General features: G+C 56.4%; 24 protein-coding genes. 18 read left to right on the top strand and 6 right to left on the bottom strand.

What is annotated here, in order from left to right; genetic code table 11:
- The first annotated feature begins 42 nt into the window (after window positions 1–42).
- From mutL to BM316_RS12535, 3 genes are read left to right on the top strand one after another with little or no spacing between them, the layout of a single operon-like run.
- Window positions 43–1,863 carry a DNA mismatch repair endonuclease MutL gene (gene mutL, locus BM316_RS12545; RefSeq protein WP_090209049.1) on the top strand — a complete coding sequence of 607 codons (1,821 nt, stop codon included), beginning with the start codon at window positions 43–45 and terminating at the stop codon, window positions 1,861–1,863.
- On the top strand, window positions 1,860–3,095 hold the full coding sequence (locus tag BM316_RS12540; RefSeq protein ID WP_090209048.1) for a DNA recombination protein RmuC: 1,236 nt from the start codon (window positions 1,860–1,862) through the stop codon (window positions 3,093–3,095). The genes mutL and BM316_RS12540 overlap by 4 nt, the downstream gene beginning before the upstream one ends.
- Before the next feature lie 3 nt (window positions 3,096–3,098).
- On the top strand, window positions 3,099–3,857 hold the full coding sequence (locus tag BM316_RS12535; protein ID WP_090209045.1) for an SDR family oxidoreductase: 759 nt from the start codon (window positions 3,099–3,101) through the stop codon (window positions 3,855–3,857).
- Between the two features lie 71 nt (window positions 3,858–3,928).
- Here BM316_RS12535 and BM316_RS12530 read toward each other — a convergent pair whose 3' ends face one another.
- On the bottom strand, window positions 3,929–4,579 hold the full coding sequence (locus BM316_RS12530) for a ChrR family anti-sigma-E factor (RefSeq protein WP_090209042.1): 651 nt from the start codon (window positions 4,577–4,579) through the stop codon (window positions 3,929–3,931).
- Window positions 4,580–4,587: 8 nt separating this feature from the next.
- The gene (locus BM316_RS12525) at window positions 4,588–5,112 is read right to left on the bottom strand and encodes a sigma-70 family RNA polymerase sigma factor (protein ID WP_207493700.1); all 525 of its coding nucleotides are present in this window, start codon (window positions 5,110–5,112) and stop codon (window positions 4,588–4,590) included.
- A gap of 254 nt (window positions 5,113–5,366) precedes the next feature.
- Here BM316_RS12525 and BM316_RS12520 point away from each other — a divergent pair, with 254 nt between their 5' ends.
- From BM316_RS12520 to BM316_RS12495, 6 genes are all read left to right on the top strand, one after another.
- The gene (locus BM316_RS12520; protein WP_090209037.1) at window positions 5,367–6,668 is read left to right on the top strand and encodes an NAD(P)/FAD-dependent oxidoreductase; all 1,302 of its coding nucleotides are present in this window, start codon (window positions 5,367–5,369) and stop codon (window positions 6,666–6,668) included.
- On the top strand, window positions 6,665–7,423 hold the full coding sequence (locus BM316_RS12515) for a DUF1365 domain-containing protein (protein ID WP_090209034.1): 759 nt from the start codon (window positions 6,665–6,667) through the stop codon (window positions 7,421–7,423). Before BM316_RS12520 ends, BM316_RS12515 begins: the two co-directional genes overlap by 4 nt.
- On the top strand, window positions 7,420–8,646 hold the full coding sequence (locus BM316_RS12510) for an MFS transporter (protein ID WP_090209031.1): 1,227 nt from the start codon (window positions 7,420–7,422) through the stop codon (window positions 8,644–8,646). Before BM316_RS12515 ends, BM316_RS12510 begins: the two co-directional genes overlap by 4 nt.
- A 3-nt stretch (window positions 8,647–8,649) precedes the next feature.
- Complete coding sequence (locus BM316_RS12505) at window positions 8,650–9,222, top strand: DUF3833 domain-containing protein (protein ID WP_090209028.1); 573 nt, start codon at window positions 8,650–8,652, stop codon at window positions 9,220–9,222.
- A gap of 1 nt (window position 9,223) precedes the next feature.
- Window positions 9,224–9,961: an SDR family NAD(P)-dependent oxidoreductase gene (locus BM316_RS12500; RefSeq protein WP_090209025.1), complete on the top strand. Its 738-nt coding sequence runs from the start codon at window positions 9,224–9,226 to the stop codon at window positions 9,959–9,961.
- 74 nt (window positions 9,962–10,035) lie between these two features.
- Complete coding sequence (locus tag BM316_RS12495) at window positions 10,036–10,362, top strand: DUF3775 domain-containing protein (protein WP_090209022.1); 327 nt, start codon at window positions 10,036–10,038, stop codon at window positions 10,360–10,362.
- Here BM316_RS12495 and BM316_RS12490 read toward each other — a convergent pair.
- From BM316_RS12490 to BM316_RS12475, 4 genes are read right to left on the bottom strand one after another with little or no spacing between them, the layout of a single operon-like run.
- Window positions 10,359–11,267, bottom strand: a complete 909-nt coding sequence (locus tag BM316_RS12490; RefSeq protein WP_090209020.1) for a glutathione S-transferase family protein — start codon at window positions 11,265–11,267, stop codon at window positions 10,359–10,361. The genes BM316_RS12495 and BM316_RS12490 overlap by 4 nt on opposite strands.
- Window positions 11,267–12,316, bottom strand: coding sequence for a saccharopine dehydrogenase (locus BM316_RS12485; RefSeq protein WP_207493695.1), 1,050 nt, complete (start codon window positions 12,314–12,316; stop codon window positions 11,267–11,269). Before BM316_RS12485 ends, BM316_RS12490 begins: the two co-directional genes overlap by 1 nt.
- Window positions 12,316–12,918 carry a glutathione S-transferase family protein gene (locus BM316_RS12480; RefSeq protein ID WP_242649896.1) on the bottom strand — a complete coding sequence of 201 codons (603 nt, stop codon included), beginning with the start codon at window positions 12,916–12,918 and terminating at the stop codon, window positions 12,316–12,318. Before BM316_RS12480 ends, BM316_RS12485 begins: the two co-directional genes overlap by 1 nt.
- A gap of 16 nt (window positions 12,919–12,934) precedes the next feature.
- On the bottom strand, window positions 12,935–13,579 hold the full coding sequence (locus BM316_RS12475) for a histidine phosphatase family protein (RefSeq protein ID WP_090209011.1): 645 nt from the start codon (window positions 13,577–13,579) through the stop codon (window positions 12,935–12,937).
- 442 nt (window positions 13,580–14,021) lie between these two features.
- On the opposite strand from BM316_RS12475, the gene BM316_RS12470 reads away from it, so the two are divergent.
- The 9 genes from BM316_RS12470 (at window position 14,022) to BM316_RS12430 (ending at window position 21,666) form a co-directional block, all read left to right on the top strand.
- Window positions 14,022–14,354: a hypothetical protein gene (locus tag BM316_RS12470; protein WP_090209010.1), complete on the top strand. Its 333-nt coding sequence runs from the start codon at window positions 14,022–14,024 to the stop codon at window positions 14,352–14,354.
- 145 nt (window positions 14,355–14,499) lie between these two features.
- Window positions 14,500–16,536 (top strand): DNA helicase RecQ, encoded by a 2,037-nt coding sequence (gene recQ, locus BM316_RS12465; protein WP_090209008.1) that lies wholly within the window; start codon window positions 14,500–14,502, stop codon window positions 16,534–16,536.
- Entirely contained in the window at window positions 16,537–16,932 is a 396-nt protein-coding gene (locus tag BM316_RS12460; RefSeq protein WP_090209005.1) for a VOC family protein, read from the top strand.
- Window positions 16,929–17,360: a FosX/FosE/FosI family fosfomycin resistance hydrolase gene (gene fosX, locus BM316_RS12455; protein WP_090209002.1), complete on the top strand. Its 432-nt coding sequence runs from the start codon at window positions 16,929–16,931 to the stop codon at window positions 17,358–17,360. The genes BM316_RS12460 and fosX overlap by 4 nt, the downstream gene beginning before the upstream one ends.
- Before the next feature lie 30 nt (window positions 17,361–17,390).
- Window positions 17,391–18,305, top strand: a complete 915-nt coding sequence (gene truB / locus BM316_RS12450; RefSeq protein ID WP_090208999.1) for a tRNA pseudouridine(55) synthase TruB — start codon at window positions 17,391–17,393, stop codon at window positions 18,303–18,305.
- Window positions 18,302–18,835 carry a DUF1643 domain-containing protein gene (locus BM316_RS12445; protein WP_090208997.1) on the top strand — a complete coding sequence of 178 codons (534 nt, stop codon included), beginning with the start codon at window positions 18,302–18,304 and terminating at the stop codon, window positions 18,833–18,835. Before truB ends, BM316_RS12445 begins: the two co-directional genes overlap by 4 nt.
- An 84-nt stretch (window positions 18,836–18,919) precedes the next feature.
- Window positions 18,920–19,762: a calcium-binding protein gene (locus tag BM316_RS12440; RefSeq protein WP_242649895.1), complete on the top strand. Its 843-nt coding sequence runs from the start codon at window positions 18,920–18,922 to the stop codon at window positions 19,760–19,762.
- Window positions 19,763–19,898: 136 nt separating this feature from the next.
- The gene (rpsO, locus tag BM316_RS12435) at window positions 19,899–20,168 is read left to right on the top strand and encodes a 30S ribosomal protein S15 (RefSeq protein ID WP_090208993.1); all 270 of its coding nucleotides are present in this window, start codon (window positions 19,899–19,901) and stop codon (window positions 20,166–20,168) included.
- A gap of 154 nt (window positions 20,169–20,322) precedes the next feature.
- Window positions 20,323–21,666, top strand: a complete 1,344-nt coding sequence (locus BM316_RS12430; RefSeq protein WP_090209498.1) for a serine hydrolase domain-containing protein — start codon at window positions 20,323–20,325, stop codon at window positions 21,664–21,666.
- The last annotated feature ends 144 nt before the right edge of the window (window positions 21,667–21,810 follow it).

The following is a 21,810-nucleotide window of genomic DNA, read 5'->3' as shown; positions in this document are numbered from 1 at the left end:
CCTGCTCGCAGAATCGCGAGCAGCCATGCTACAAATTGTGGCATGGCTATCGCTGACCCCCAGATAAAGCGCCGACCCGTCATCAGGCAGCTTGATGAGGCCGCAATCAACCGGATTGCGGCTGGCGAAGTTCTTGAACGTCCGGCATCTGCCGTCAAAGAGCTTGTCGAAAACAGCATAGATGCGGGTGCAAAGCGGATCGAAATCGTGATTGCTGACGGCGGCAAGACTTTGGTCAGGGTCACAGATGACGGCTGCGGTATGGGTCCCGACGACCTGCCGCTGGCGCTCTCGCGTCATGCAACTTCGAAAATAGATGGCTCTGATTTGTTGAACATCAGGTCATTTGGCTTCCGTGGCGAAGCCTTGCCTTCACTTGGCGCGGTCGGGCGGCTGACAATCACGTCACGTAGTGCGGGCCAGGATGCGGCTATGGTGAAAGTTGCGGGCGGCGAGGCTCATCCCGTGCGGCCAGCCGCTCTTTCGGCCGGGACTGTTATTGAGCTGCGGGATATGTTTTTTGCAACGCCTGCGCGCCTCAAGTTTTTAAGAACGGATCGCGCAGAGGCACAGGCGGTCACTGATGTGGTCAAACGTCTGGCGATGGCGGAACCGTTTGTATCGTTCATCCTTCGGGATGCATCAGGGGGAGAGCCAAGAACGGTATTCCGCGCTGATGCCGAAACCGGCGATCTGTTTGGCGCACTGCATGGTCGGCTCAAAACTGTTCTGGGCAAGGACTTCGCCGATAATGCCCTCCGAATTGATGCCGAACGTGATGGTTTTCATTTGTCCGGCTTCGCGGCACTCCCGACCTATTCTCGTGGGGCTGCCGTGGCACAGTATCTTTTTGTCAACGGGCGACCTGTCCGCGACAAAACACTGCTTGGCGCTCTCAGGGCAGCCTACATGGATGTCTTGTCGCGTGATCGTCATCCTGTCGCTGCGCTCTTTGTTGATTGTGATCCCACACTTGTTGACGTGAACGTCCATCCCGCAAAGTCCGAAGTCAGGTTCCGCGATCCCGGCACAGTGCGCGGATTGATGATTTCAGCGATCAGGCACGCTTTGGCCGAAGCCGGGCATCGTGCGTCAACGACCGTCGCAAATGCAACCTTGGGCGCACTTCGGCCAGAGCCAGTCTCAGCGCCACGCGTCTACCAAATGGATCGCCCGAGCTTCAGCGCAAGGTCGATGACTTTTCAGGCGCAGGCACCCGGTTTTGGCGAAACCACATCGGCGCGCATCGAACCGATTGTAGCAACCTCTGAAGAGCCAGACGACTTGCCGCTTGGCGCGGCGCGCGCGCAAGTGCATGAAAACTACATTATTGCCCAGACCAGGAACGGGATGGTGATCGTCGATCAGCATGCCGCCCACGAACGGCTGGTCTATGAAAAACTCAAGGCGCAGATGGCCGAAAACGGGGTTGCAGCGCAGGCGCTTCTCATTCCCGAGATTGTTGAACTGACTGAGGCTGAGGCCACCGCAATTCTGGGCATAGCCGCCGAGCTTTCCGGTATGGGTCTGACGATTGAGCCGTTCGGCGGTGGTGCAATCGCGGTGCGTGAAACACCCGCAATATTGGGCGAAGTCAACGCTGCTGCGATCATCCGCGATATCGTCGATGAGTTATTGGACCAAGGCGATAGCGCAACGGTGCGTTCGCGCATTGACGCAATCCTCAGTCGCGTTGCCTGCCATGGCTCAATCAGGTCTGGTCGCCGCATGCAGGCCGCAGAAATGAACGCACTGTTACGCGAAATGGAAGCAACACCTTTGTCGGGCCAGTGCAACCACGGACGCCCGACCTATGTCGAACTCAAGTTGGCCGATATTGAACGGCTTTTCGGTCGGACATGATCAGTTTTGGCAGCTACCAGTTTGATCTCAGCGATCCACAGGTCCTTATCGCCGGTTTCGCGGTTTTCTTGCTCTGTGCGATCTTTCTTGTGCTGATGATCACGTTGAAACGTGCCGGACGATCAGCCGACGCGGTACAACTGGTTTCCTCGCAAATGGGCCGCCTTTCGCAGGATGTGCTAGCGCTAGGACAAGGTCAGCAGCAACTCGCGGGTAATATTCAGACAGTCAGTGATGCACAGGCGAATGCGCAGGTGCAGATGGTGCAGACGATGGAAACGCGGCTCGCCGAAGTCCAAGCGCAGATGGCTGAACGTCTGGCGGAGAATGCTTTGCGCTCTGCCAGATCGCTATCCGAAATGCAGGAGCGCATGAAAGACACACTCGCCGGATCCTCTGAAAAGACCACAAAGAGCCTGACTGAGTTGCAGGAGCGTCTTGCCACGATCGACAAGGCGCAAACAAATATCGAAAAACTGTCCGGCGATGTGCTCAGCCTACAGGATATCCTCTCCAACAAGCAGCGGAGGGGCATGTTCGGCGAAATCCAACTCACCGATATTGTGTCCAAAGCTTTGCCGAGTGACAGCTATGCCTTGCAGGCGACGCTCTCAAACGGGCGCCGCGCCGACTGCTTGGTGCATCTGCCAAATCCGCCCGGTCCCATTGTTATCGACGCCAAATTTCCTTTCGAAGCCTACGAAGCATTTGCAGCTGCCGACTCCGCACAACAACAGCAGACCGCCTTACGTGATCTGGGGGCTGCCGTGCGTAAGCACATCAAGGACATCGCAGAGCGCTATATCATCGAAGGCGAGACAGCGGATGGAGCCATCATGTTCCTGCCGTCCGAAGCCGTCTATGCTGAACTCCACGCGCGCCTGCCAGAGGTGGTGCGCGGCGGTTTTGATGCGCGGGTCTGGATCGTTTCTCCGACGACGTGCATGGCGACACTGAACACGATGCGCGCGATTCTCAAAGATGCGCGGATGCGCGAACAGGCTGGAGAAATCCGAAAAGCGCTCAGGCTGTTGCATCGTGATGTGGAAATTATTGGTGAAAAGGCCGGAAAGCTGGAGACGCATCTGAGGCAGGCCGGTGATGATGTTGCTGGCGTTCTTACTGCAGCAACACGTGCTGGAAAACGTGCTGATCGGCTCGACAATTTTGACTTCGAAGAATTGTCACCAGACCAGCACGAGGCGCCAACCCTTCTGACATCGAAAGGTTAGCCTATGGCAAAGAGGGTGTTTCTGACTGCAGGCGCGGGCGGGATCGGACGCGTTATCGCTGATAGTTTTCTGGCCGAAGGCGCTCAGGTCTGGACATGCGATGCTGATGAAAGCGCGGTTGATCGCCTGCCGGAAGGAATTTCAGGCGCAACCGTCAATGTCACTCTACCAGACCAACTTGATGAGTGGCTCAAAGCCGGCATAGCAAAACTCGGCGGCTGCGATGTCCTCATTAACAACGCGGGAATTGCCGGGCAGGCAGCACCAGTCGAAGAACTTGACCTTGATGAATGGCGCACCTGTCTTGCGGTGAACCTCGACGCGCAGATGCTCACGTGTAAGGCCATTGCACCGCACATGAAAAGGCAGAGACGTGGCGCGATTATCAATCTGTCGTCAACCTCCGGGCTATTCGGGGTCCCGTTCCGTGCGCCCTACGTCGCAGCAAAGTGGGCGGTTATCGGACTGACAAAGACACTTGCCGCCGAACTGGGGCCACATGGCATTCGCTGCAACGCTGTCTGCCCTGGAGCAGTGGAAGGTGACCGGATGGATCGCGTACTCAAAGCCGAGGCTGATGCGAGAGGCACAACGGTCGAAGATGTCTATCACGATTACGCTGGCGGTACATCCATGCGTCGTTTTGCGACACCTGATGAAATCGCACGCCTTTGCCAGTTTCTCGCTTCAGATGCGGCTGCATTTATTTCCGGACAGGCCATCGCTGTGGATGGCAATACAGAGACATATCACTCTGTTTGAAGAGGTCTGGTAGGGCAAAAAAGAAAAACGCCCCTGTAAAGGGGCGCTAGTGAGTTTCACGAGGAATGAATTTAGATTCCGATAAATCGCTGTGCGATGCGCGGAACGATACCGTTAAACCGCAAAGGTGCATCTGTGGCGGCCAAGCAAATGCAGTCAGCACCCTGCTCTGCCACCGGCGTGTGATGCAACTCTTCGTTCGCGACTTCGACATCACCTGCACCAAAACGATCTTGCTCATCAACAAAGGCACCTTGCAAAACCAAGGTCAGCTCTGTCCCGTTGTGGCCATGGTCCGGCACAGCAGTCCCGCCGGGTATCCGCAACAAACGCACGGTTGCATCAGCAGACGTATCTAATACCAGTTGGCTGACGCCGCCGCCAATCTTGCGCCATTTCAAGCTGTCGATGTCACCGTCAACGTAATCCTGCAGCGGCTGCGGGATGATCGAACCAACAGACTTTCTGACAGGCCGATCTTGGTCAGCAAAACCCTGGTCAATCAGCGCGAGCGTCGCTGCAAGGGACGCCTCAGCAACTTCGACCGGATCCGAACTGACCATCACTTCGCCACCGATTGCGTCGTACTCCGCCAAGGCCGCGCGGCAGTCGTCACACATGGAAATATGCGTCGCAACGACCACATTGAATGCCTCTGGGAGGGTGCCTGCCGCATAGCCCATTAGCAGCGGTTCAGTCAGGTGATGTTTTATCTTGCTCATTCTCGCATTCACTTCATCGCGTGGCGCAGCCTATCCAGCGCCAATCTGATCCTTGATTTTATAGTCCCAAGTGGCAAACCAGTCTCTGCGGCAATTTCGCTATGACTAAGATCGCCAAAATAGGCCCGTTCGATTAGTTTTCTCTGTTCGACCGGCAAAGTTGCCAAAGCGCGGCCAAGTTGTTCGGTTTCTTGTTGAAGCCCCATCGCGTCGACCTGATCAGGCTCAGCTTCGGGACCCCACGGCAGTTCTTCCGGTTCAGGCCTGCGCTGTTTCCGCAGCATGTCGATCTTGCGATTACGCGCGATCGTAAAAATCCATGTTGATACGCTCGCCTTTGTCGGGTCGAACATATGTGCTTTGTTCCAGAGGGTCGCCATGACCTCCTGTGTGCATTCTTCTGCCAGATCCGGGCTGGCCCCCGATTTCATCAAGAAAGACTTCACGCGCGGTGCGAAATATCCAAACAGCTCAGCAAAAGCTGCCCGATCTTTTCCGTCTCTTACCGCTATGACCTGAGCGACCCAAGCCATGCGTTTTGCTGCCAAATCGGCTACCACCTGCGTCTTCTCCAAAGCGGGTGCGTCAGTCGCACGACTCGCAGCATACTTCGCTGCGAGAGGCTCTGCATCCGCTTTCGGTGAAGAAGCTTTCTCCATGTACATACCTTTATTACGTCGTTGTATCGGGATTGGATCAGTTGCAGATCATTTTTCTTATGATCCAGCTAAGTTGTGGTGCCGTAAGAAGAAAGGTAACGTGACATCACCACACAGGAGCATCGCGAATGCCATTCGAGACAGGGACGACCGTACCCCGAAAAATAGCGGTTATCGGGGCGGGAATCTCTGGCATGGGTGCAGCACACGCGCTCGCGAAAGACCATCAGGTCGTTCTGTTCGAGGCCGAAAAACGCCTTGGGGGCCATGCTCGAACCAAGATGGCAGGTCGCAATGGCGACCAGACAGTCGATACCGGCTTTATCGTCTTCAACTATGCCAATTACCCGAACCTGACAAAGCTGTTTGAGCATCTCAGTGTTCCAGTGACAAAAAGCAACATGAGTTTTGGCGCGTCATTCGCGGGCGGCAAGCTGGAATATGCTTTGACCAGCGCAGACGCGCTATTTGCCCAGCGCCGGAACATCGCCAACCCTAAATTTCTGCGAATGATTGCGGATATTTTGAAGTTCAACGCTAAGGGCCTCGAAGCAGCAAAGAACGACGAGAGGCTGACGATTGGCGGACTTCTGAAAGAATTGAATCTCGGCAATTATTTCCGCGATCATTATTTGCTCCCGTTTTCAGGCGCGATCTGGTCGACCCCAAAAGAGCAGATCATGGATTTCCCCGCCTATGCGATGATGAAGTTCTTTGACAATCACGCATTGCTAAGCGCGTCCGGCCAGCATCAGTGGTACACCGTTGATGGCGGCTCGCAGCAGTACGTGTCCCGCTTAGGCGAAGACATGATCCAGCGGGGTGTGAATATCCGTTTGGGGGCTGGCATCAACACTGTAAGGCGAAACTCCACAGGGGCCGAGGTGAAAGCCGATGGCGCAGACTGGGAACAGTTCGACGAAGTGGTATTTGCCACCCATTCAGATGACACTCTTGCGATGCTGTCTGACGCAACCGGGGCTGAAAAATCTGTTCTGGGGGCGATCCGGTACCAGCCAAACAAGATCGTACTTCACTCCGATACGTCGATCATGCCGCAAAGACGGCAAGTCTGGTCCTCTTGGATCTACACCGAAGATGCCGACCGCACCGACACTGAAATCAATCTGACCTATTGGATGAACTCGCTACAACCTTGGCTGAAGGGTGAGGACATCATGGTCACTCTTAACACCAAGCGGCCCATCAAAGAAGAATTGATCTGGGATGAAGTCACCTTGCGCCATCCGGTTTATGATCTGGACGCCATCGCGGCCCAGAAAGCAGCTGTAGCAATGAATGGCTCGAACAAAACGTGGTTTTGCGGTGCTTGGATGAAAAACGGTTTCCATGAAGATGGTCTTTCCAGCGCATTGGACGTGGTGCACTCCCTCAATGCGCTTGAGCATGCAAGGGTGGCCGCAGAGTGACCGGAGCGGTCCACCATATCGCAGCCGAGACCTATCACGGGCGGCGTGGACCGACGAAGAACGCGTTTCGCTACTCGATCGACTACGTGCTGATGGACGCAGAGGCAGAGGTGGCAACCCCTGCCCTCTTTTCGCGCAACAAGGGCAACCTGATGTCGCTGAAAGACAGCGATCACGGTGGCCCGCCAAAGAGTGGTGTGGGTGCGGCCTGGGTGCGTGACGTGCTGGCGCAATACCAGATCACCGATACAGACCGGATCGAACTGCTCGCCCAGCCGCGTGTCCTTGGCCACGTATTCAATCCTGTGTCGTTCTGGCTTTGCTATGACAAGCAAAACATCCTGCGAACGGTCATTGCCGAGGTGACGAACACCTTTGGCGACCGCCATTCCTATCTTTGCCGGCACGAGGACGGGCGTCCGATTACGAAAGACGAAACGATTTCGGCGCAAAAGCTGATGCACGTGTCGCCTTTCCAACCGATTGCGGGCGGTTACACCTTCCGATTTGATATTCAGGAAGACAGAATTGGTATCTGGATCGATTACAGCCGTGGTGAAGGCGGTCTGATTGCGACGCTTACCGGCCCAAGAAAACAAATAACCAATGCCGCCATCTTGCGTGCAGCATTGCGGCGACCGTTCGGGTCGCGACGCGTCCTTGCACTGATACACTGGCAAGCCCTGAAGCTTTGGTTCAAAGGTGCTACGTTTCGCTCGCAGCCCGCGCCGCCCAGCCAAGAGGTAAGCCGTTGAGGGCGCTGCAAGAGCGTCTGCCAGCATATTCAATCTTTGCCGCTGTGCTGGCCGGTGCGGGCCTCCCAATCTACATCTACGCGCCGAAATACTATGCCGATACTTTTGGCGTAAGCTTGACGGCCTTGGGGACACTTCTTTTCGCACTGCGGCTCTTCGATATGATCCAGGATCCCGTACTGGGCTGGATCAGCGAAAGGCTGGCAAAACGGAAGAAAGTTACCATCACGCTGGTCGCTGGGATCATGGCGGCTTCGATGATTGGCCTCTTTGGCATGGTGCCGCCGATCGACCCGCTGTGGTGGTTCGGCATAACCGTGACGGGGCTGTTCACGGCTTTCAGCTTTCTCACCATCAATTTTTACGCACAAGGAATCCGCAAGGCGGGTGATGCGCCTCAAGGTCACGTGAGACTGGCCGCATGGCGCGAAAGCGGTGCGTTGTTGGGGGTTTGCGTGGCGGCAGTCATACCCACTGTTCTTATCGGTGTCGTTGCGGACCCGTTTGCCGCTTTTGCCTTTGGATTTGCAGCGCTCACAGCGGTTGCGGCTTTCTTCATGTGGCCGGAGTGGCAAGGGCGTGTTGATCAAGAACCGACACCGATCCGCACGATTGTCAGCGACCCGACAGCACGAAAGTTGCTCGTTCTGGCGCTGGTGAACGCGACGCCTCTTGCCGTCTCATCGACACTCTTTCTGTTCTACGTTGAAAGCAAGCTCGGTGCGCCTGGATGGGAAGGTGCGCTTCTCGTCCTCTTCTTTCTGGCTGCCGCCGTCTCATCCCCCGTGTGGTCAGCGCTCGCCAAGCGCTTTCATCCAAAGCCAATTCTGATCGCCGCCATGTGTCTCGCCGTTGCGTCGTTTGGCTATACGCTGACTTTATCGCCGGGCGATGTGATCCCCTTTGCTGTGATCTGCGTATTAAGTGGTGCAACGATCGGAGCAGACCTCACCTTGCTGCCTGCGATGTTTGCAAAACGCATGGCTGCCATCTCGCCCAATGGAGGGCAGGGATTCGGGCTATGGAATTTGGTGAACAAGTTCACGCTTGCTTTCGCCGCGGTAGTCTTGCTGCCGCTTCTGGAACGGTCTGGCTTTGAGGCAGGAGCGACTGAGCTACCGCCTGAGGCAATCACGATGTTGACGGTGCTTTATGCACTTGTCCCATCGGTTTTGAAAATGCTGGCAATCGGCCTTCTGATTGCCACGAAAATTGAGGACTAAACGATGTCGTTTATGACCTACATCCTGATTGGCGCTGCCCTGATGCTGATCGCGTTCTTTCTGAAGGAAAGATATGTCTCGTTTTGGGCGCAAAAGTCTGACGACTATGCTGACGGGCCCATTTTTGACATCCGCGAGCATTTCAACGGCCCTATCATCTGCGAAGGTGTCATTTACGGGCCCACGGGCAAGGTCACGTCCCGCTTCGTCGCGGATTTCGAAGCAAGTTGGGATGGCAATGTCGGCACCATGACCGAGAAGTTCTATTACGACAGCGGTTCAGTTCAGGATCGGGTCTGGACTCTGACGCTCGGCAACGACGGCAGGATCAAAGCCGAGGCACCGGATCTGGTCGGCGCGGGGTCGGGCCAACAAAAAGGGTCCGCTGTCCTCCTCAACTATCGGATCAAGCTTACCGAGGACGCCGGCGGCCATGCACTCGACGTGACCGACTGGATGTATTTGATGTCGAACGGATCAATAATGAACCGAAGCCAGTTTCGGAAGTTTGGTATCAAGGTGGCAGAACTTGTCGCCACTATGAGACCAAAAGAGAAAGCATACGCAGGAGAGTGATGTGAGAGATTGGCAGGGAAAACGCTATTGGCTTGTTGGTGCGAGTGAAGGACTGGGACGCGAAGTTGCTTTCTCGCTCAGCCGATTGGGCGCAGAGGTCGTTGTTTCTGCCCGCTCCGAGGATCGTCTTAAGGAACTCGTCGAAGAGCTGCCCGGTAAAGCGTCCTACATTCCTGTTGATGTCGCCAACCTTGAAGCCGTCGAGGCCGCTGCAAAAGAGGCAGGAGAGCTTGACGGTGTAGTGTATCTGGCCGGTGTTTATTGGCCGATGAAGTCTCAGAAATGGGACAATGAAAAGGTCGACATGATGGGGGAGGTCAACTTCCTCGGCGCGTCGCGCGTCGTCGGCTCAGTCATCCACAGCATGGTTGAAAAAAACGCAGGCCATATCGTGCTTGTAGGCTCCCTGTCTGGTTTCAGGGGTTTGCCCGGCGCGATCGGGTATTCTTCATCGAAAGCCGGAATGATGGCCCTCGCTGAATCCATGCAAGCCGATCTTCACAAGACAGACATTGACGTACAGCTCATCAATCCGGGCTTCATCAAAACGAGGCTGACAGACAAGAACGATTTTCACATGCCTTTCATCATGTCACCTGAAGAGGCCGCCAAAGAAGTCGTCGAACATATGAACAGCGATGGCTTCAAGAAAAGCTTTCCGATGCTGTTTTCCTGGGTGTTTCGCGGGTCTCAGTTCTTGCCTGACTGGATTTACTTCCGCCTGTTTGGCGCAAAGTAAAGCAATCACACTTGCTCTAGATCAATGTAGCAATCGGAAATTGGCGGCATTCCTACCTTTAGGAGGATGCCCCGATGTTACCGATATCTGCCGACAAAATCGCCGAAGTGATCATACTGGCGCGCGAAATCGACCGCGCCGAACGTGAATTTTATGGGTTCGTCGAACAGCTAACCGAGGACGAGCAATATGGTCTTGTGGCCGTCTTCTGGATTGGCCGCGGAAGCTTTGATCCAGAAGATCTCGCCGAAGCGGTCGCAACTGCCGAACGCGAGGCGACAACCCCGACAGCAGAGTATCTCTTGGGCTCCCCGCATCTGGCCGACCACCTCGAAGCGGGGCTTGAGGCGCTTGGGATCGACGCGGGCGCTGAAGAAGACGCGCTTTACCGGCCCGCTTAGTCCCAGTTGACCGTGGGACCAATCGGGATGATGCCAAGCGGATTGCGCTTCTCGCTCGCGCTGAAGTAGCCGCGTTTATAGATTTCAAAGCGAACTGTATCTGCAACACCTGGGAGGCGGTAGATGCGCTTAGCGTAGGGCCAAAGGTTTGGGTAGTCAGAAAGCTTCTTGAGATTGCACCGAAAGGCGTAGTGATAGGCCACGTCAAATCGGGCAAGCGTCGGAAAGAGACGGATATCAGCCTCTGTCAAAGCCTCGCCAGCCAGCCAGTCATGCTTAGCCAGATGTGCATCAATCTTGTCGAGTGTTTCGAACACCTGATAGGCAGCTTTCTGATAAGCTTCCTGCGTCGAGGCAAAACCCGCCCGGTAGACACCATTGTTGACCGTGTCGTAGATCAGCGCGTTCCAGTCATCGATTTCAGTCTGATGCGCCCGTGGGTAAAGGTCGGGTCCGTCAAAAGACTGCCCAAGCATCCGCACAATATCCGCGCTCTCGTTGCTCACCATGCGGTTTGTATGCTTGTCCCAAAGAACAGGGACTGTAAGACGACCCGTATATCGCATCGGGTCCGCGCTATAGACCTCGTGTACGGCGCGGACGCCGAGCAGCGGATCCGAGAACTCTCCGTCCTGATCATAAACCCAACCCTGATCTGTCCGGTTCGGTTTGGCATAAGACACCGTGATGTCCTCTAGCCCCATGATTGCACGCGTCAGCAGCGTTCGATGCGCCCAAGGGCAATTCCACGCCACAAAGAGATGGTAACGCGATGCATCAGCTGTAAATTCGCCCTCTCCGATCCAATGGCGAACAGTGCTTCTGCTGCGCTCCCATTGCCCATCAGGAAGCGTCTTGGTGACGTCATCACCCACATGATAAACGCCATCGACCATATACCCCATTACGCGGTTGCCCTCCGGTACCAGTCCTGTGCGCCCGCCCAGACACCTTCATCAATCGCATCAAGTGTCAGAAGATACGGCAGGAGCTGGTCTGCGAAGTCCGCGCTGCTCTCGGCTGGCAGCATAGAAGGCAGGTTATCAATTGCCGTCACATCGAGTAGAGGTCGTTCTGCCACGCGAAGCGCAGGTTCGTCCCAAGTTGTCGTGCGATCATAGACCTTGATCGGCGAAAAATCACTGTCAGGATCGCAAGCGATGTCTCCGATGACGGTCAGCGCCTTTTCTGTGGCCTTGGCACTCGCCGCAACAAACACCGGCGTTCCAGGCCGCGCCAGGATGCAATTCAAGAATATGTCATGGTTGAGAACTTCCGGGAATGGTCCACCGCTGGCGGTTTCTTGCATATCCCAGCGGGTCGTTGACACACCCATAGACTGACAGAGGTCTGCCGCCCCTGTGCCGACCCGACCGAGCGCGCCGATAATCAGTGCCGTCGGCCGTTGCGTTCCGGCGTTTACAAGTGCCTGTTGCAGTTCCATCAGCATGTGGTTCGCGCTGCGGTAAGCTTTGACCGGGCCGGCAAGCTTGCCTTCCTGCTGTGCCACCCAGCACATCAGCGCAACTGCGGCACCCGCATAACCGGCCCAATAGCCAAATGCTGCAACCCTGCGAGCATCGCTATCCGTCAGATACTCAAGGTCCAGAAGCATGCCGCCGCCTTCCTTGAAACGTTCCAGCAGGATTTGGCCTGACGGTTGCCCCTTGTAGGCATGACCGAACATGATGTGCCTGTGCCGCAATGGCGATCCATCTTCGGGCAATTCCTTCAATCCAAAGATAATCGCATCGTCGGGTGCTTCGCTCCAAGAGAATTCAGGCGCGATCTCACACCCTGCATCAGCATAGGCCGAGACAGGAATAATGCGCTGGCCGCTCTCTTCGACAGTGACCTGATAGCCTGCAGCAATCAGCTTGGCCGCGCCCTCCGGTGTCAGCCCCACCCTCTCTTCATTTGGACGGCTCTCAGAGCGGACCCATAGGTGCGTCATCACAACATGCCTTTCTCGTAGGCCGCCTGAACGGACGGATAGGTATTCATGCGATGTTGAAATGCGACAAGACGCGGGTAGTTCTCAATCTGCACCCCATCGCCTTTCATCCAAGACAGGACAACATAGAGATACGGATCAGAGACTACATCGAACGCGCCTGCATCGAATGGGTATTGGGGAAGGTTCTCCTCAAGGTGTGCGGCACAGTCCGACATCCGCTGCGGTACCATCCGCCGCATATCCTCGAACGATGCTTCCTCGCTCGCCCATCGGCTGCCACGTAGCTTATGTGCATGGTGCGGATGAACAGTCCCATTGAGATAAGACATGAGCTCACGCATCGTGCCCGCAGCATAAGGGTCGTCGGGCACCATATCCGGCGCAACGTATTCAAGAATAGCGGGTGTTTCTGTCAGTATTCCGCTTGGTGTCTCCAAAGCAGGAACGCGCCCTTTCGGATTGATCTGCAAATAATCGTAAGAAGTCTGTTCGGATTTCGTGAAATCCACGCGGATGGTCTCGTAATCCTTGCCGATGTGTTCGAGCAAAATGGCCGTCGCAACAGACACGGTATTGGGGGCGTAGTGTAGCTTGAGCACGTCTGACCTCCTCATACTAATAGTGAGTTCTGGCGTGTTCCCTTGAAGGATCATCCAGATGTGGGATTGCATTAAAGCCCGCAAGGATCGGCCCTTGCGGGATAACATGAACACGATGCACAGACGTATTCATGATCGGTAGCAAGACATGCGCCATTCGCTTTGGGTCGAGGTTTAGAAGATGGCGCACGATCATCCCAATGACTCCCCCTGAGGTAATGCAAAGTACGCGAACACCGGGCTTGGCAGCTTCTTTGAGTACCGAAACGACCCTTTCCTCGAATGATGCAAAAGTCTCAACGCCTTTGATCTCGGCACGGTGCCATGCCTCAAGGACCTGCGGAACATGCGCGGCAAATTCATCCGGGCCGGGAAACGGGACACCATGGCGATCCTGAAGCGCTTGACCGAGATTGAAATAGTCCATTTCGTTCAACCGCGGATCGATTTCAGGTTCGCTATAGCCAACCCCCGAGGCTGTTTCGCGATGCCGGCGCAAGCTGCCTGACAAGACTTTGTCAAACGGCTTTTCGCGGTCGCGCAAATAATCACCGAGCCACACTGCCTGACGATGACCAAGGTCCGAGAGGCGATCATAGCTGGCCTCATCGGTGGCAGATGAGTTGGCCTGCCCGTGCCGGATCAAAATAACTTCGCCCATCAGCCCTCCTGAGCACCAAGGGTTACGGGGTCTGCAGATGCTTGGCAACGGGGTTTCGCGCAAGCAGACGCCTGCAAAAAGTCCACTTTTCGATCACAGCCAAGAGCGGTGGTTGAAACATTCGAATTTTTCTTCTGCACCGCAAGATCAAGCACGTGATCAGTAGAAATAAATTTGATCCGGTTCTGAGAGCCTATCTGATTTTGCTCGCACCAAACATTTCTATTTTTGTTCACCTACGCACAGAAAGCCACCTGTAGTACGACTATCCTGTTTTCAAGCACCGAAGCCGATCACAATCATCACCATTTTTGTGAAGTCGTTCAGCCTTTTCTGAGCCTCGCTGACCGCCAATCTTCAAATCATCGAAAGGCGTAAAACGCTGGCCGAACAAAATCTTAGACAGGCAATTTCTGCCAAATGACTGTGAAAGGAACTCACCATGTCCATTAAATCCCTTGCTGTTATCGCAGCCACTATCGCCGCTACTGCAACAACCGCATCCGCAGACAGCTTCTTCGGCTTCAAAGGTGCACTTGATCCCGACTCCGCCTTGGAACTTGGCCTCGTCCGCTCTGCAAATGACGGTATCGTAGAAATCTACGACTTCCACCGCGGTGAACTCGGCCAGCTTCTCGGCGCTGAAATGGTGACAGCTGGCGCGAATGCCGACGTCCGCGTGGATGTTGGCGTGGCACCCATCAACGACGTTATCGCGCTGCTGAAGGTGGACGGTGAAGTTGTTGCCGAACAGCGCTACTTTGTCGAAGAATAAGCTTTCTGATGAATGGTCTCTGACCGAAGGCTGGTGCGACAACGCGCCAGCCTTTTTTGTGTCTCTTAAGGTTCGGGTGCCTTGCCTCCCAGACTCACCCGTGGGACTGTCGCGCCGAGCAGTCTAAAAACAAACAGGCACGGCAGTGACGTCACAGTCTCTTCTCAGAGATATCTTCGGCTTTGAAGAATTCCGCCCCGGACAGGAAGACATCGTTAATGCGGTGATCGAGGGAAAAAACACTCTGGCGATCATGCCGACTGGTGGCGGGAAGTCTTTGTGCTTTCAGTTGCCTGCACTGGTCAGAGATGGCGTCACAGTTGTCATCTCGCCTCTCATTGCATTGATGCGCGACCAAGTACGCGGACTGACAGAAGCGGGCGTGAGCGCAGGCGCACTGACGTCTGGCAATACGCAGGAAGAGACAGACGCGGCCTGGGCTGGTCTTGAGGCCGGGACACTCAAGCTGCTCTACATGGCACCCGAAAGGCTCGCTTCAGGCGGCACGATGAACATGCTGCGGCGTGCGGGCGTAGGCCTTATTGCCGTGGATGAGGCGCACTGCGTAAGCCAATGGGGCCACGACTTCCGCCCCGACTATCTGCGCATTGGCGAGCTGCGGCGGACACTAGATGTTCCCCTAGCTGCATTTACAGCGACAGCAGACGCGGAGACCCAAGCCGAGATCATAGACAAGCTGTTCGATGGGCAGCAGCCAGCGACATTTCTCAGAGGCTTTGACAGACCCAACATCCATCTGGCCTTTGCGGTCAAGGACAGCCCGCGCCAGCAGATCCTGAATTTTGCCGCCGCCCGCAAGGGGCAGTCCGGCATCGTCTATTGCGGCACCCGCGCCAAGACCGAAACGCTCGCCCGCGCATTGGCCGAAGCGGGTCACACGACCTGCCACTACCACGGTGGGATGGAGGCCGAGGATCGCCGCATCGTCGAGCGCCGCTTCCAACAGGAGGACGGGCTGATTGTCTGTGCCACAGTCGCTTTTGGCATGGGCATCGACAAACCAGATATCCGCTGGGTCGCCCATGCCGATCTGCCGAAGTCGATCGAAGCCTATTATCAGGAAATCGGCCGCGCTGGTCGCGATGGTGACGCTGCCGAAACACTGACCCTCTTCGGCCCCGACGACATCCGCTTTCGCCGCCAGCAGATCGACGAAGGGCTGGCACCACCGGAACGCCGCGCCGCCGATCACGGGCGTCTGAATGCGCTTCTTGGACTGGCTGAGGCTTTGCACTGCCGCAGACAGACACTGCTTGGTTATTTTGGCGAGGATCAGATGCCTTGCGGTAACTGTGATCTTTGCGACAAACCGGCAGAGGTCTTTGACGGAACGACTGCCGTCCGCATGGCCCTGTCAGCGGCGCTACGCACCGACGAATGGTTCGGTGCGGGGCATCTGATCGACATACTTTTGGGAAATACGACTGACAAGATAGCCGCAAGGGGCCATGACAGCCTGCCGACCTTTGGGGTTGGACGCGAGTATGACAAACGCCAATGGCAGGCGATTTTCCGTCAGATGATGGGACATGACTTGCTGCGCCCTGACCGTGAACGGCACGGCGCTTTGCGGATGACCGAAAAGGCGCGCCCGATTCTGCGCGGTGAGGCGACGATTGATCTGCGCCGCGATACGATCCGCGCCGCAAAGGGCAGCGGCCCGAAGGTGCGGATGATGGTCAGCGAAGAAGACGCGCCGCTGCTTTCGGCGCTCAAGGCCAAACGCCGCGCGCTGGCCGAACAGGCGGGTGTCCCTGCCTATATCATCTTCAACGACCGCACCCTGATCGAAATGGCAGAGAGGCGCCCCACTACGCTGGACGAGATGGCCCATGTCGGCGGCGTCGGCGCGAAGAAACTGGAAAACTACGGCCGCGCCTTTCTGGAGGTCATCGCAGGCGAGGTTGCCGAAGTGCATCCCATGCGCCGTAAGCTTGCAGGCCGGACCGAGGGCGAGGTCTACGACCGCCTGATGGCCGCACAGGCCGCTCTGTCGCGCGGCCCGCATGGTGTGGACAAACCGATGAGTTGTTCTGCATCCTTGCTGGCAAAGGTCGCGCAGATGCGGAACGCGGATATGGATAACCTCACGCGGCTGATCGGCGATAAATACGCCGAACGCTTTGGCAAGGCATTTCTTGAGGTTTTGGAGGCAACTTAGATGGCACAAACAACAGGGCTCAACCACCTTGGCCTGACCGTGAAGGATCTGGATCAGACCACCGCATTCTTTGTGGATGTCCTCGGCTGGGAGGAAACGGCGCGCGATCCCGGCTACCCCCGCACAACCGTCACCGATGGCAGTGTCAGACTTACGCTCTGGCAAGCTGACAAGGATGCGCGGGCATTTGATCGCCGCAATAATATTGGACTGCATCACCTTGCATTGAGTGTACCTGAAGAGAAAACGCTGAACCGGCTGGCGGACAAACTGCGCGGAATGACGGATGTGGAGATTGAATTCATGCCGGAGTTCATGGGCAGAGGTCCGCGCAAGCACATGATCTTCCGCGAACCGGGCGGATTGCGGCTGGAAATGGTCTGGTCTGGTGAATGACCAACGGCCTCAGCCATATCACTTTTATCGTCGCAGACCTCGACCGCATGGAAGAGGTGCTGACAACGGTCCTCGGTGCCCGCAAAATCTACGACAGTGGGGATCAGACGTTCTCGCTGTCGCAGGAACGCTTCTTTGACATCGGCGGCGTCTGGGTGGCCACGATGCGGGGCGAGCCTCTGCCGTCCCGCAGCTATAACCACGTTGCCTTCCAGATCGATGATGCGGAGTATGACGGCTGCCTTGCGCGGATCAGATCGTTGGGACTGGATGTGCGTGAAGGGCGCGCGCGCGTCGCTGGCGAAGGCCGGTCCATCTATTTTCATGACCATGACAACCACCTTTTCGAACTGCACAGCGGAACGTTGGAAGAGCGCCTTGCCCGCTACGCACAAGGGCGGCTTGACCCTGAGAGCGGCACTGACTAGCAAGCGCCCATTCTGGACAAGGGCAAGGCAATGGCACGCAAACGTAAAGGGCGCGATATTTCGGGCTGGCTGGTGGTGGACAAGCCTGCGGGCATGACCTCGACCGCTGTTGTTGGCAAGGTGCGCTGGGCTCTGGATGCCAAGAAGGCGGGCCATGCAGGCACGCTCGACCCTGAGGCAACAGGAGTCCTCGCAGTGGCCTTGGGAGAGGCAACCAAGACAGTGCCCTTCATCACCGATGCGCTGAAAGCCTATGAGTTCACCGTCCGGCTGGGTCAGGCCACGAACACCGACGACGCCGAAGGCGAGGTGATCGCATCCTCCGATCTGCGCCCGTCAGACGATGAGATCAAAGCAGCTTTGAGCGGATTTGTCGGCGATATCATGCAAGTGCCGCCACAGTTTTCTGCGGTGAAGGTCGATGGACAGCGCGCCTACAAAAAGGCCCGCGATGGCGAAGAGATGGAGCTTGCGGCTCGCCCGCTCTGGGTCGAGGAACTGCTGCTGATCGAACGGCCTGACGCCGATCATGTCGTGCTGGAAATGACCTGCGGCAAGGGTGGCTATGTTCGTTCCATCGCGCGCGATCTGGGTGAGGCATTGGGGTGCAAGGCCCACGTGAAGTCCCTGCGCCGTATCTGGTCAGGCCCGTTTCAGGCGAGTGATGGCCTGTCGGTCACGCAGATTGATGCCATGGCGCGGACACCCGACCTTGATGCCCATATCCAGCCGCTTGAGGTCGGGCTGGCCGATCTGGCCGAGGTCCGCTGCCTTGCGGAGAGTGTTGCGCGTCTGCGCAATGGCAACCCCGCCTCTGTCATCGCCAGCGATGTGGAGTTCGGCGAAGAGGTCTGGGCGTCTTTTGAGGGCAAGGCGATTGCGGTCGGCATCTACAAGAGTGGCGAATTGCACCCCACGCGTGTCTTTGTCGATCACGGCGCGTGATCACCCGTACCCATATCAAAGACGACGCGCCCTCGACGGCGGTCTATTCCGATTGCGAAAACTACCGCTACGCGTTGACCCGTACTTGGGACCCGAACGGTAGGCGCGTCTTGTTCATCATGCTGAACCCTTCCAAGGCGACCGAGGTCCAGAACGACCCGACGGTCGAGCGTTGTGAACGTCGCGCACGGGCACTGGGCTTTGGCGCATTCCGCGTGACCAACATCTTCGCGTGGCGCGAGACGGACCCTCACAAAATGCGCAAGGTCGCTGACCCTGTTGGACCGGAAAACGATGATCAGATCATGGACGGTTTGGAATGGGCCGATCAGGTCATCGCGGCATGGGGCACGCATGGTGCGCATCTGGGGCGGGGTCCTGCACTGGAAAACACCCTTCGGCAGGCCGGCAAGCCGCTTTACACGCTTGGATTGAGTAAGCACGGACATCCCAAACACCCCCTCTTCATCAGCTACAGCCAGAAACCGCTTCTTTGGCCCGAGACCCCAAATGAGCCGTTAACCATCTGATAAGATTTGCGGCGATGCTTGGGTGCACACCTGCTAGATTTTCGCCCAAGGGTCGGGGGCGACTCGAAACTCACAGGTGGTGTTATGCTTACAATCCTCGGTTTGATGGGGGCCGCTGTTGCGACCTTCTTGCTGATTGATACAGAGGACGAAGCAGGTGAAGTGCCGCCTCTTGAAGAGGGCACAGCTCATACGCCTGAGATCCTTGTGATCCCGCTCGACAAGATTCTCGCATCGCATGACGACGACATCGTGGTTTTTTCCGGCGATGCCGATGACACTGTGATTACCGGTGGCGGCGACGACCATCTGGAAGGTGAGGAAGGTGACGATCATCTGATCGCTGGCGCTGGCCATGACACGCTCGAAGGCGGGCGCGGTGATGACATTCTGGAAGGCGGCGCAGGAGATGACGCGCTGAATGGGCATCTTGGGGATGACGTTCTGTTGGGTGGAACAGGCGATGATGCGCTCAATGGCGGAGACGGCGCAGACTACCTCGATGGCGGTAAAGGTGACGACTGGCTCCTGGGGTCTTTTGGTAGCGACGCTCTTGTGGGTGGCGGTGGTGCTGACACGCTGCATGGCGGGATGGGCGACGACACGGTCTTTGATCGTGGTGATGCTGAACGCGACTATTTGAACGGCGGCGAAGGGGACGACACGCTGAAAGGGGACAAGGGCGACGTGCTGAACGGTGGCATGGGCTCAGACGTCTTTTCTTTGATGGACACTGCAAAAGTAACAGTCGAAGACTTTGATCCAGCAAAGGACACAATTGAGGTCGCCTATCATGGCGAAGCACCCACCCTTCTCGCCCATCAGACAGAGGAGGGACTTTGCCTGCTCGCCGATGGCGAGGTGATCGCGATTTTCAAAAACCTCGATACCCTCGACCTTGATCAGGTGAGGCTTATCGCCGCCTAAGAAACCCCTTTCCTTTTTGACCGATTCCCCCTAAACGCACGCATCCGCGCAGGGAATCCCTTGCCGGACCCTCCACGGGCCTTTCTGGACGACATCCCGGATTGCGCCATCAACCTTTAGAAACAAGGAGACCCCGATGTCGATTACTGCTGAAGAAAAAGCCCGCATCCTGAAGGAATTTGCGACCAAGGAAGGCGACACCGGTTCGCCAGAGGTTCAGGTCGCGATCCTGTCCAGCCGCATCGCAACGCTGACAGAGCACTTCAAGACGCACAAGAAAGACAACCACGGCCGCCGTGGTCTGCTCAAGATGGTTGCCCAGCGCCGCAAGCTGCTGGACTACACCAAGTCCAAAGATGAAGAGCGCTATAAGGCACTCATCGAAAAACTGGGCCTGCGCCGCTAAAAGCAAGTCGATTTAGTTTCAGAAACGCCCGCCAAATTGGTGGGCGTTTTTCGTTGCACCGGTTGCGTGGGCGACGCCACGTCCTGCTGGCATCAGCAGTTTGCGCGGCCCTAGTGTGTTGCATGTAAACGTTGCAAACGAAGTGGAAGCGGTCATGCAAGTTACAAGAACAGCAAAGGTTCTTGGAAGCACTATCCTCATTGTGGTGATCGCTGCAGCGCTCTACTTGCGGTTCCTTTCACCTGATCTCCTCAGGGTCGCGACGAACTATTCGGCGAAGATTGTGTGCTCAAGCGTTTTCATTTCGGGGCGTGACGCTGACGACGTTCTCAAAATTGATGTTCAGGCACCGGGCCACCCAATTTTGCGCTATGTGACTGTCGACGTTGACCAAGAAGAAAACACTGTATCTGCGCAGATGTTTGGATTTGCAGCGCCGGCGGTCGCGCAACACCGCACGGGCCTTGGCTGCACCAACAGGCATCACGTGGCCCTCAGCGACGCCACAGTACCAGCAATGCAATCGTCGGGATCGGGGATCTGGCCTGAGGGTCAGGAGGTTGTGCCACGACAAAACCCCGAAATCGAAAGTGTGCTTTCTGACGAAGATCTGCTGGGCCAAGGCTATCGGGCGGTCGTGATCGTCCAAAACGGCCGTATTATCGGCGAGACTTATGCAGACGGCTTTTCCGCTCAAACGCCGTTGCTGGGCTGGTCCATGACGAAAACGGTGACGGCAGCCCTGATCGGCACTTTGATCCAATCTGGGGAGTTGTCGTTGGACGATGACCTGACTGAGGTCTTCAACAATTGGCAAGAAGACAATCGTGCTGAGATCACCGTGTCTGACATGCTTGCGATGACAAGCGGGCTTACATGGAACGAGGGCTACGGCAGCGTGTCGGATGTCACACGGATGTTGTATCTCACAGATGACATGGCCGAGTTTGCTGCCACTAACCCCACTGAAGCCGCGCCAAACAGTTTTTTCAATTATTCGTCTGGTACTTCAACGATGCTGTCTCGCGTATGGCAGGACAAACTGGGCGAGGCTGCGCTTCTCTATCCGCAAACGATACTGTTCGCCCCGCTGGGAATGACATCAGCAACGCTAGAAACCGATGCATCGGACACCTTCGTCGGATCAAGCTACATGTATGCAACAGCCAGAGACTGGGCGCGCTTTGGTCTGTTCTTGCTGCAGGATGGCGTCTGGGACGGGCAAAGGATTTTGCCCGAAGGCTACGTCGATTGGATGTTTGAGCCGGTCGAAACTTCGGAAGGTCTATACGCGCGCGGGCATCTTTGGCGCGAAGCCTCCGGCGATCGTCCCCCGTTTGAAGACGCCGTCTGGCTGCGGGGCCACGATGGGCAGTCGATGGCGATATTCCCGTCGAGAGACCTCGTGATCGTGCGCCTCGGTTTAACGCCGTCCCGCGTCGGATACTCGTCGCTCCCGCTGGCAAAGGCCGTGATTTCCGCGCTTGGCGATACCTAGACACCGCAGCGCAATTGCCAGCGACTGCACGCGATGAACTATCACTTTTCAAATTGCATAATCTGCGTTATGGCCCGCGCATCTTGAAAGAAGCGGCGCCCGCATCCCAGCGCCTAAGCAAGATACCGGGATGAGGGGGAATAC

Source organism: Yoonia litorea (assembly GCF_900114675.1).
Classification (GTDB): domain Bacteria; phylum Pseudomonadota; class Alphaproteobacteria; order Rhodobacterales; family Rhodobacteraceae; genus Yoonia; species Yoonia litorea.
Note: the sequence above shows the minus strand (reverse complement) of the source record. Positions and strands in the feature narration are given on the sequence as shown.

What these genes read in the sequence shown, in the direction of transcription:
- mutL (WP_090209049.1), top strand. Translation starts at nt 43, where the DNA reads ATGGCTATCGCTGACCCCCAGATAAAGCGCCGACCCGTCATCAGGCAG.
- BM316_RS12540 (WP_090209048.1), top strand. Translation starts at nt 1,860, where the DNA reads ATGATCAGTTTTGGCAGCTACCAGTTTGATCTCAGCGATCCACAGGTC.
- BM316_RS12535 (WP_090209045.1), top strand. Translation starts at nt 3,099, where the DNA reads ATGGCAAAGAGGGTGTTTCTGACTGCAGGCGCGGGCGGGATCGGACGC.
- BM316_RS12530 (WP_090209042.1), bottom strand. Translation starts at nt 4,579, where the DNA reads ATGAGCAAGATAAAACATCACCTGACTGAACCGCTGCTAATGGGCTAT.
- BM316_RS12525 (WP_207493700.1), bottom strand. Translation starts at nt 5,112, where the DNA reads ATGGCTTGGGTCGCTCAGGTCATAGCGGTAAGAGACGGAAAAGATCGG.
- BM316_RS12520 (WP_090209037.1), top strand. Translation starts at nt 5,367, where the DNA reads ATGCCATTCGAGACAGGGACGACCGTACCCCGAAAAATAGCGGTTATC.
- BM316_RS12505 (WP_090209028.1), top strand. Translation starts at nt 8,650, where the DNA reads ATGTCGTTTATGACCTACATCCTGATTGGCGCTGCCCTGATGCTGATC.
- BM316_RS12495 (WP_090209022.1), top strand. Translation starts at nt 10,036, where the DNA reads ATGTTACCGATATCTGCCGACAAAATCGCCGAAGTGATCATACTGGCG.
- BM316_RS12490 (WP_090209020.1), bottom strand. Translation starts at nt 11,267, where the DNA reads ATGGGGTATATGGTCGATGGCGTTTATCATGTGGGTGATGACGTCACC.
- BM316_RS12485 (WP_207493695.1), bottom strand. Translation starts at nt 12,316, where the DNA reads ATGACGCACCTATGGGTCCGCTCTGAGAGCCGTCCAAATGAAGAGAGG.
- BM316_RS12475 (WP_090209011.1), bottom strand. Translation starts at nt 13,579, where the DNA reads ATGGGCGAAGTTATTTTGATCCGGCACGGGCAGGCCAACTCATCTGCC.
- BM316_RS12470 (WP_090209010.1), top strand. Translation starts at nt 14,022, where the DNA reads ATGTCCATTAAATCCCTTGCTGTTATCGCAGCCACTATCGCCGCTACT.
- BM316_RS12460 (WP_090209005.1), top strand. Translation starts at nt 16,537, where the DNA reads ATGGCACAAACAACAGGGCTCAACCACCTTGGCCTGACCGTGAAGGAT.
- fosX (WP_090209002.1), top strand. Translation starts at nt 16,929, where the DNA reads ATGACCAACGGCCTCAGCCATATCACTTTTATCGTCGCAGACCTCGAC.
- truB (WP_090208999.1), top strand. Translation starts at nt 17,391, where the DNA reads ATGGCACGCAAACGTAAAGGGCGCGATATTTCGGGCTGGCTGGTGGTG.
- BM316_RS12440 (WP_242649895.1), top strand. Translation starts at nt 18,920, where the DNA reads ATGCTTACAATCCTCGGTTTGATGGGGGCCGCTGTTGCGACCTTCTTG.
- rpsO (WP_090208993.1), top strand. Translation starts at nt 19,899, where the DNA reads ATGTCGATTACTGCTGAAGAAAAAGCCCGCATCCTGAAGGAATTTGCG.
- BM316_RS12430 (WP_090209498.1), top strand. Translation starts at nt 20,323, where the DNA reads ATGCAAGTTACAAGAACAGCAAAGGTTCTTGGAAGCACTATCCTCATT.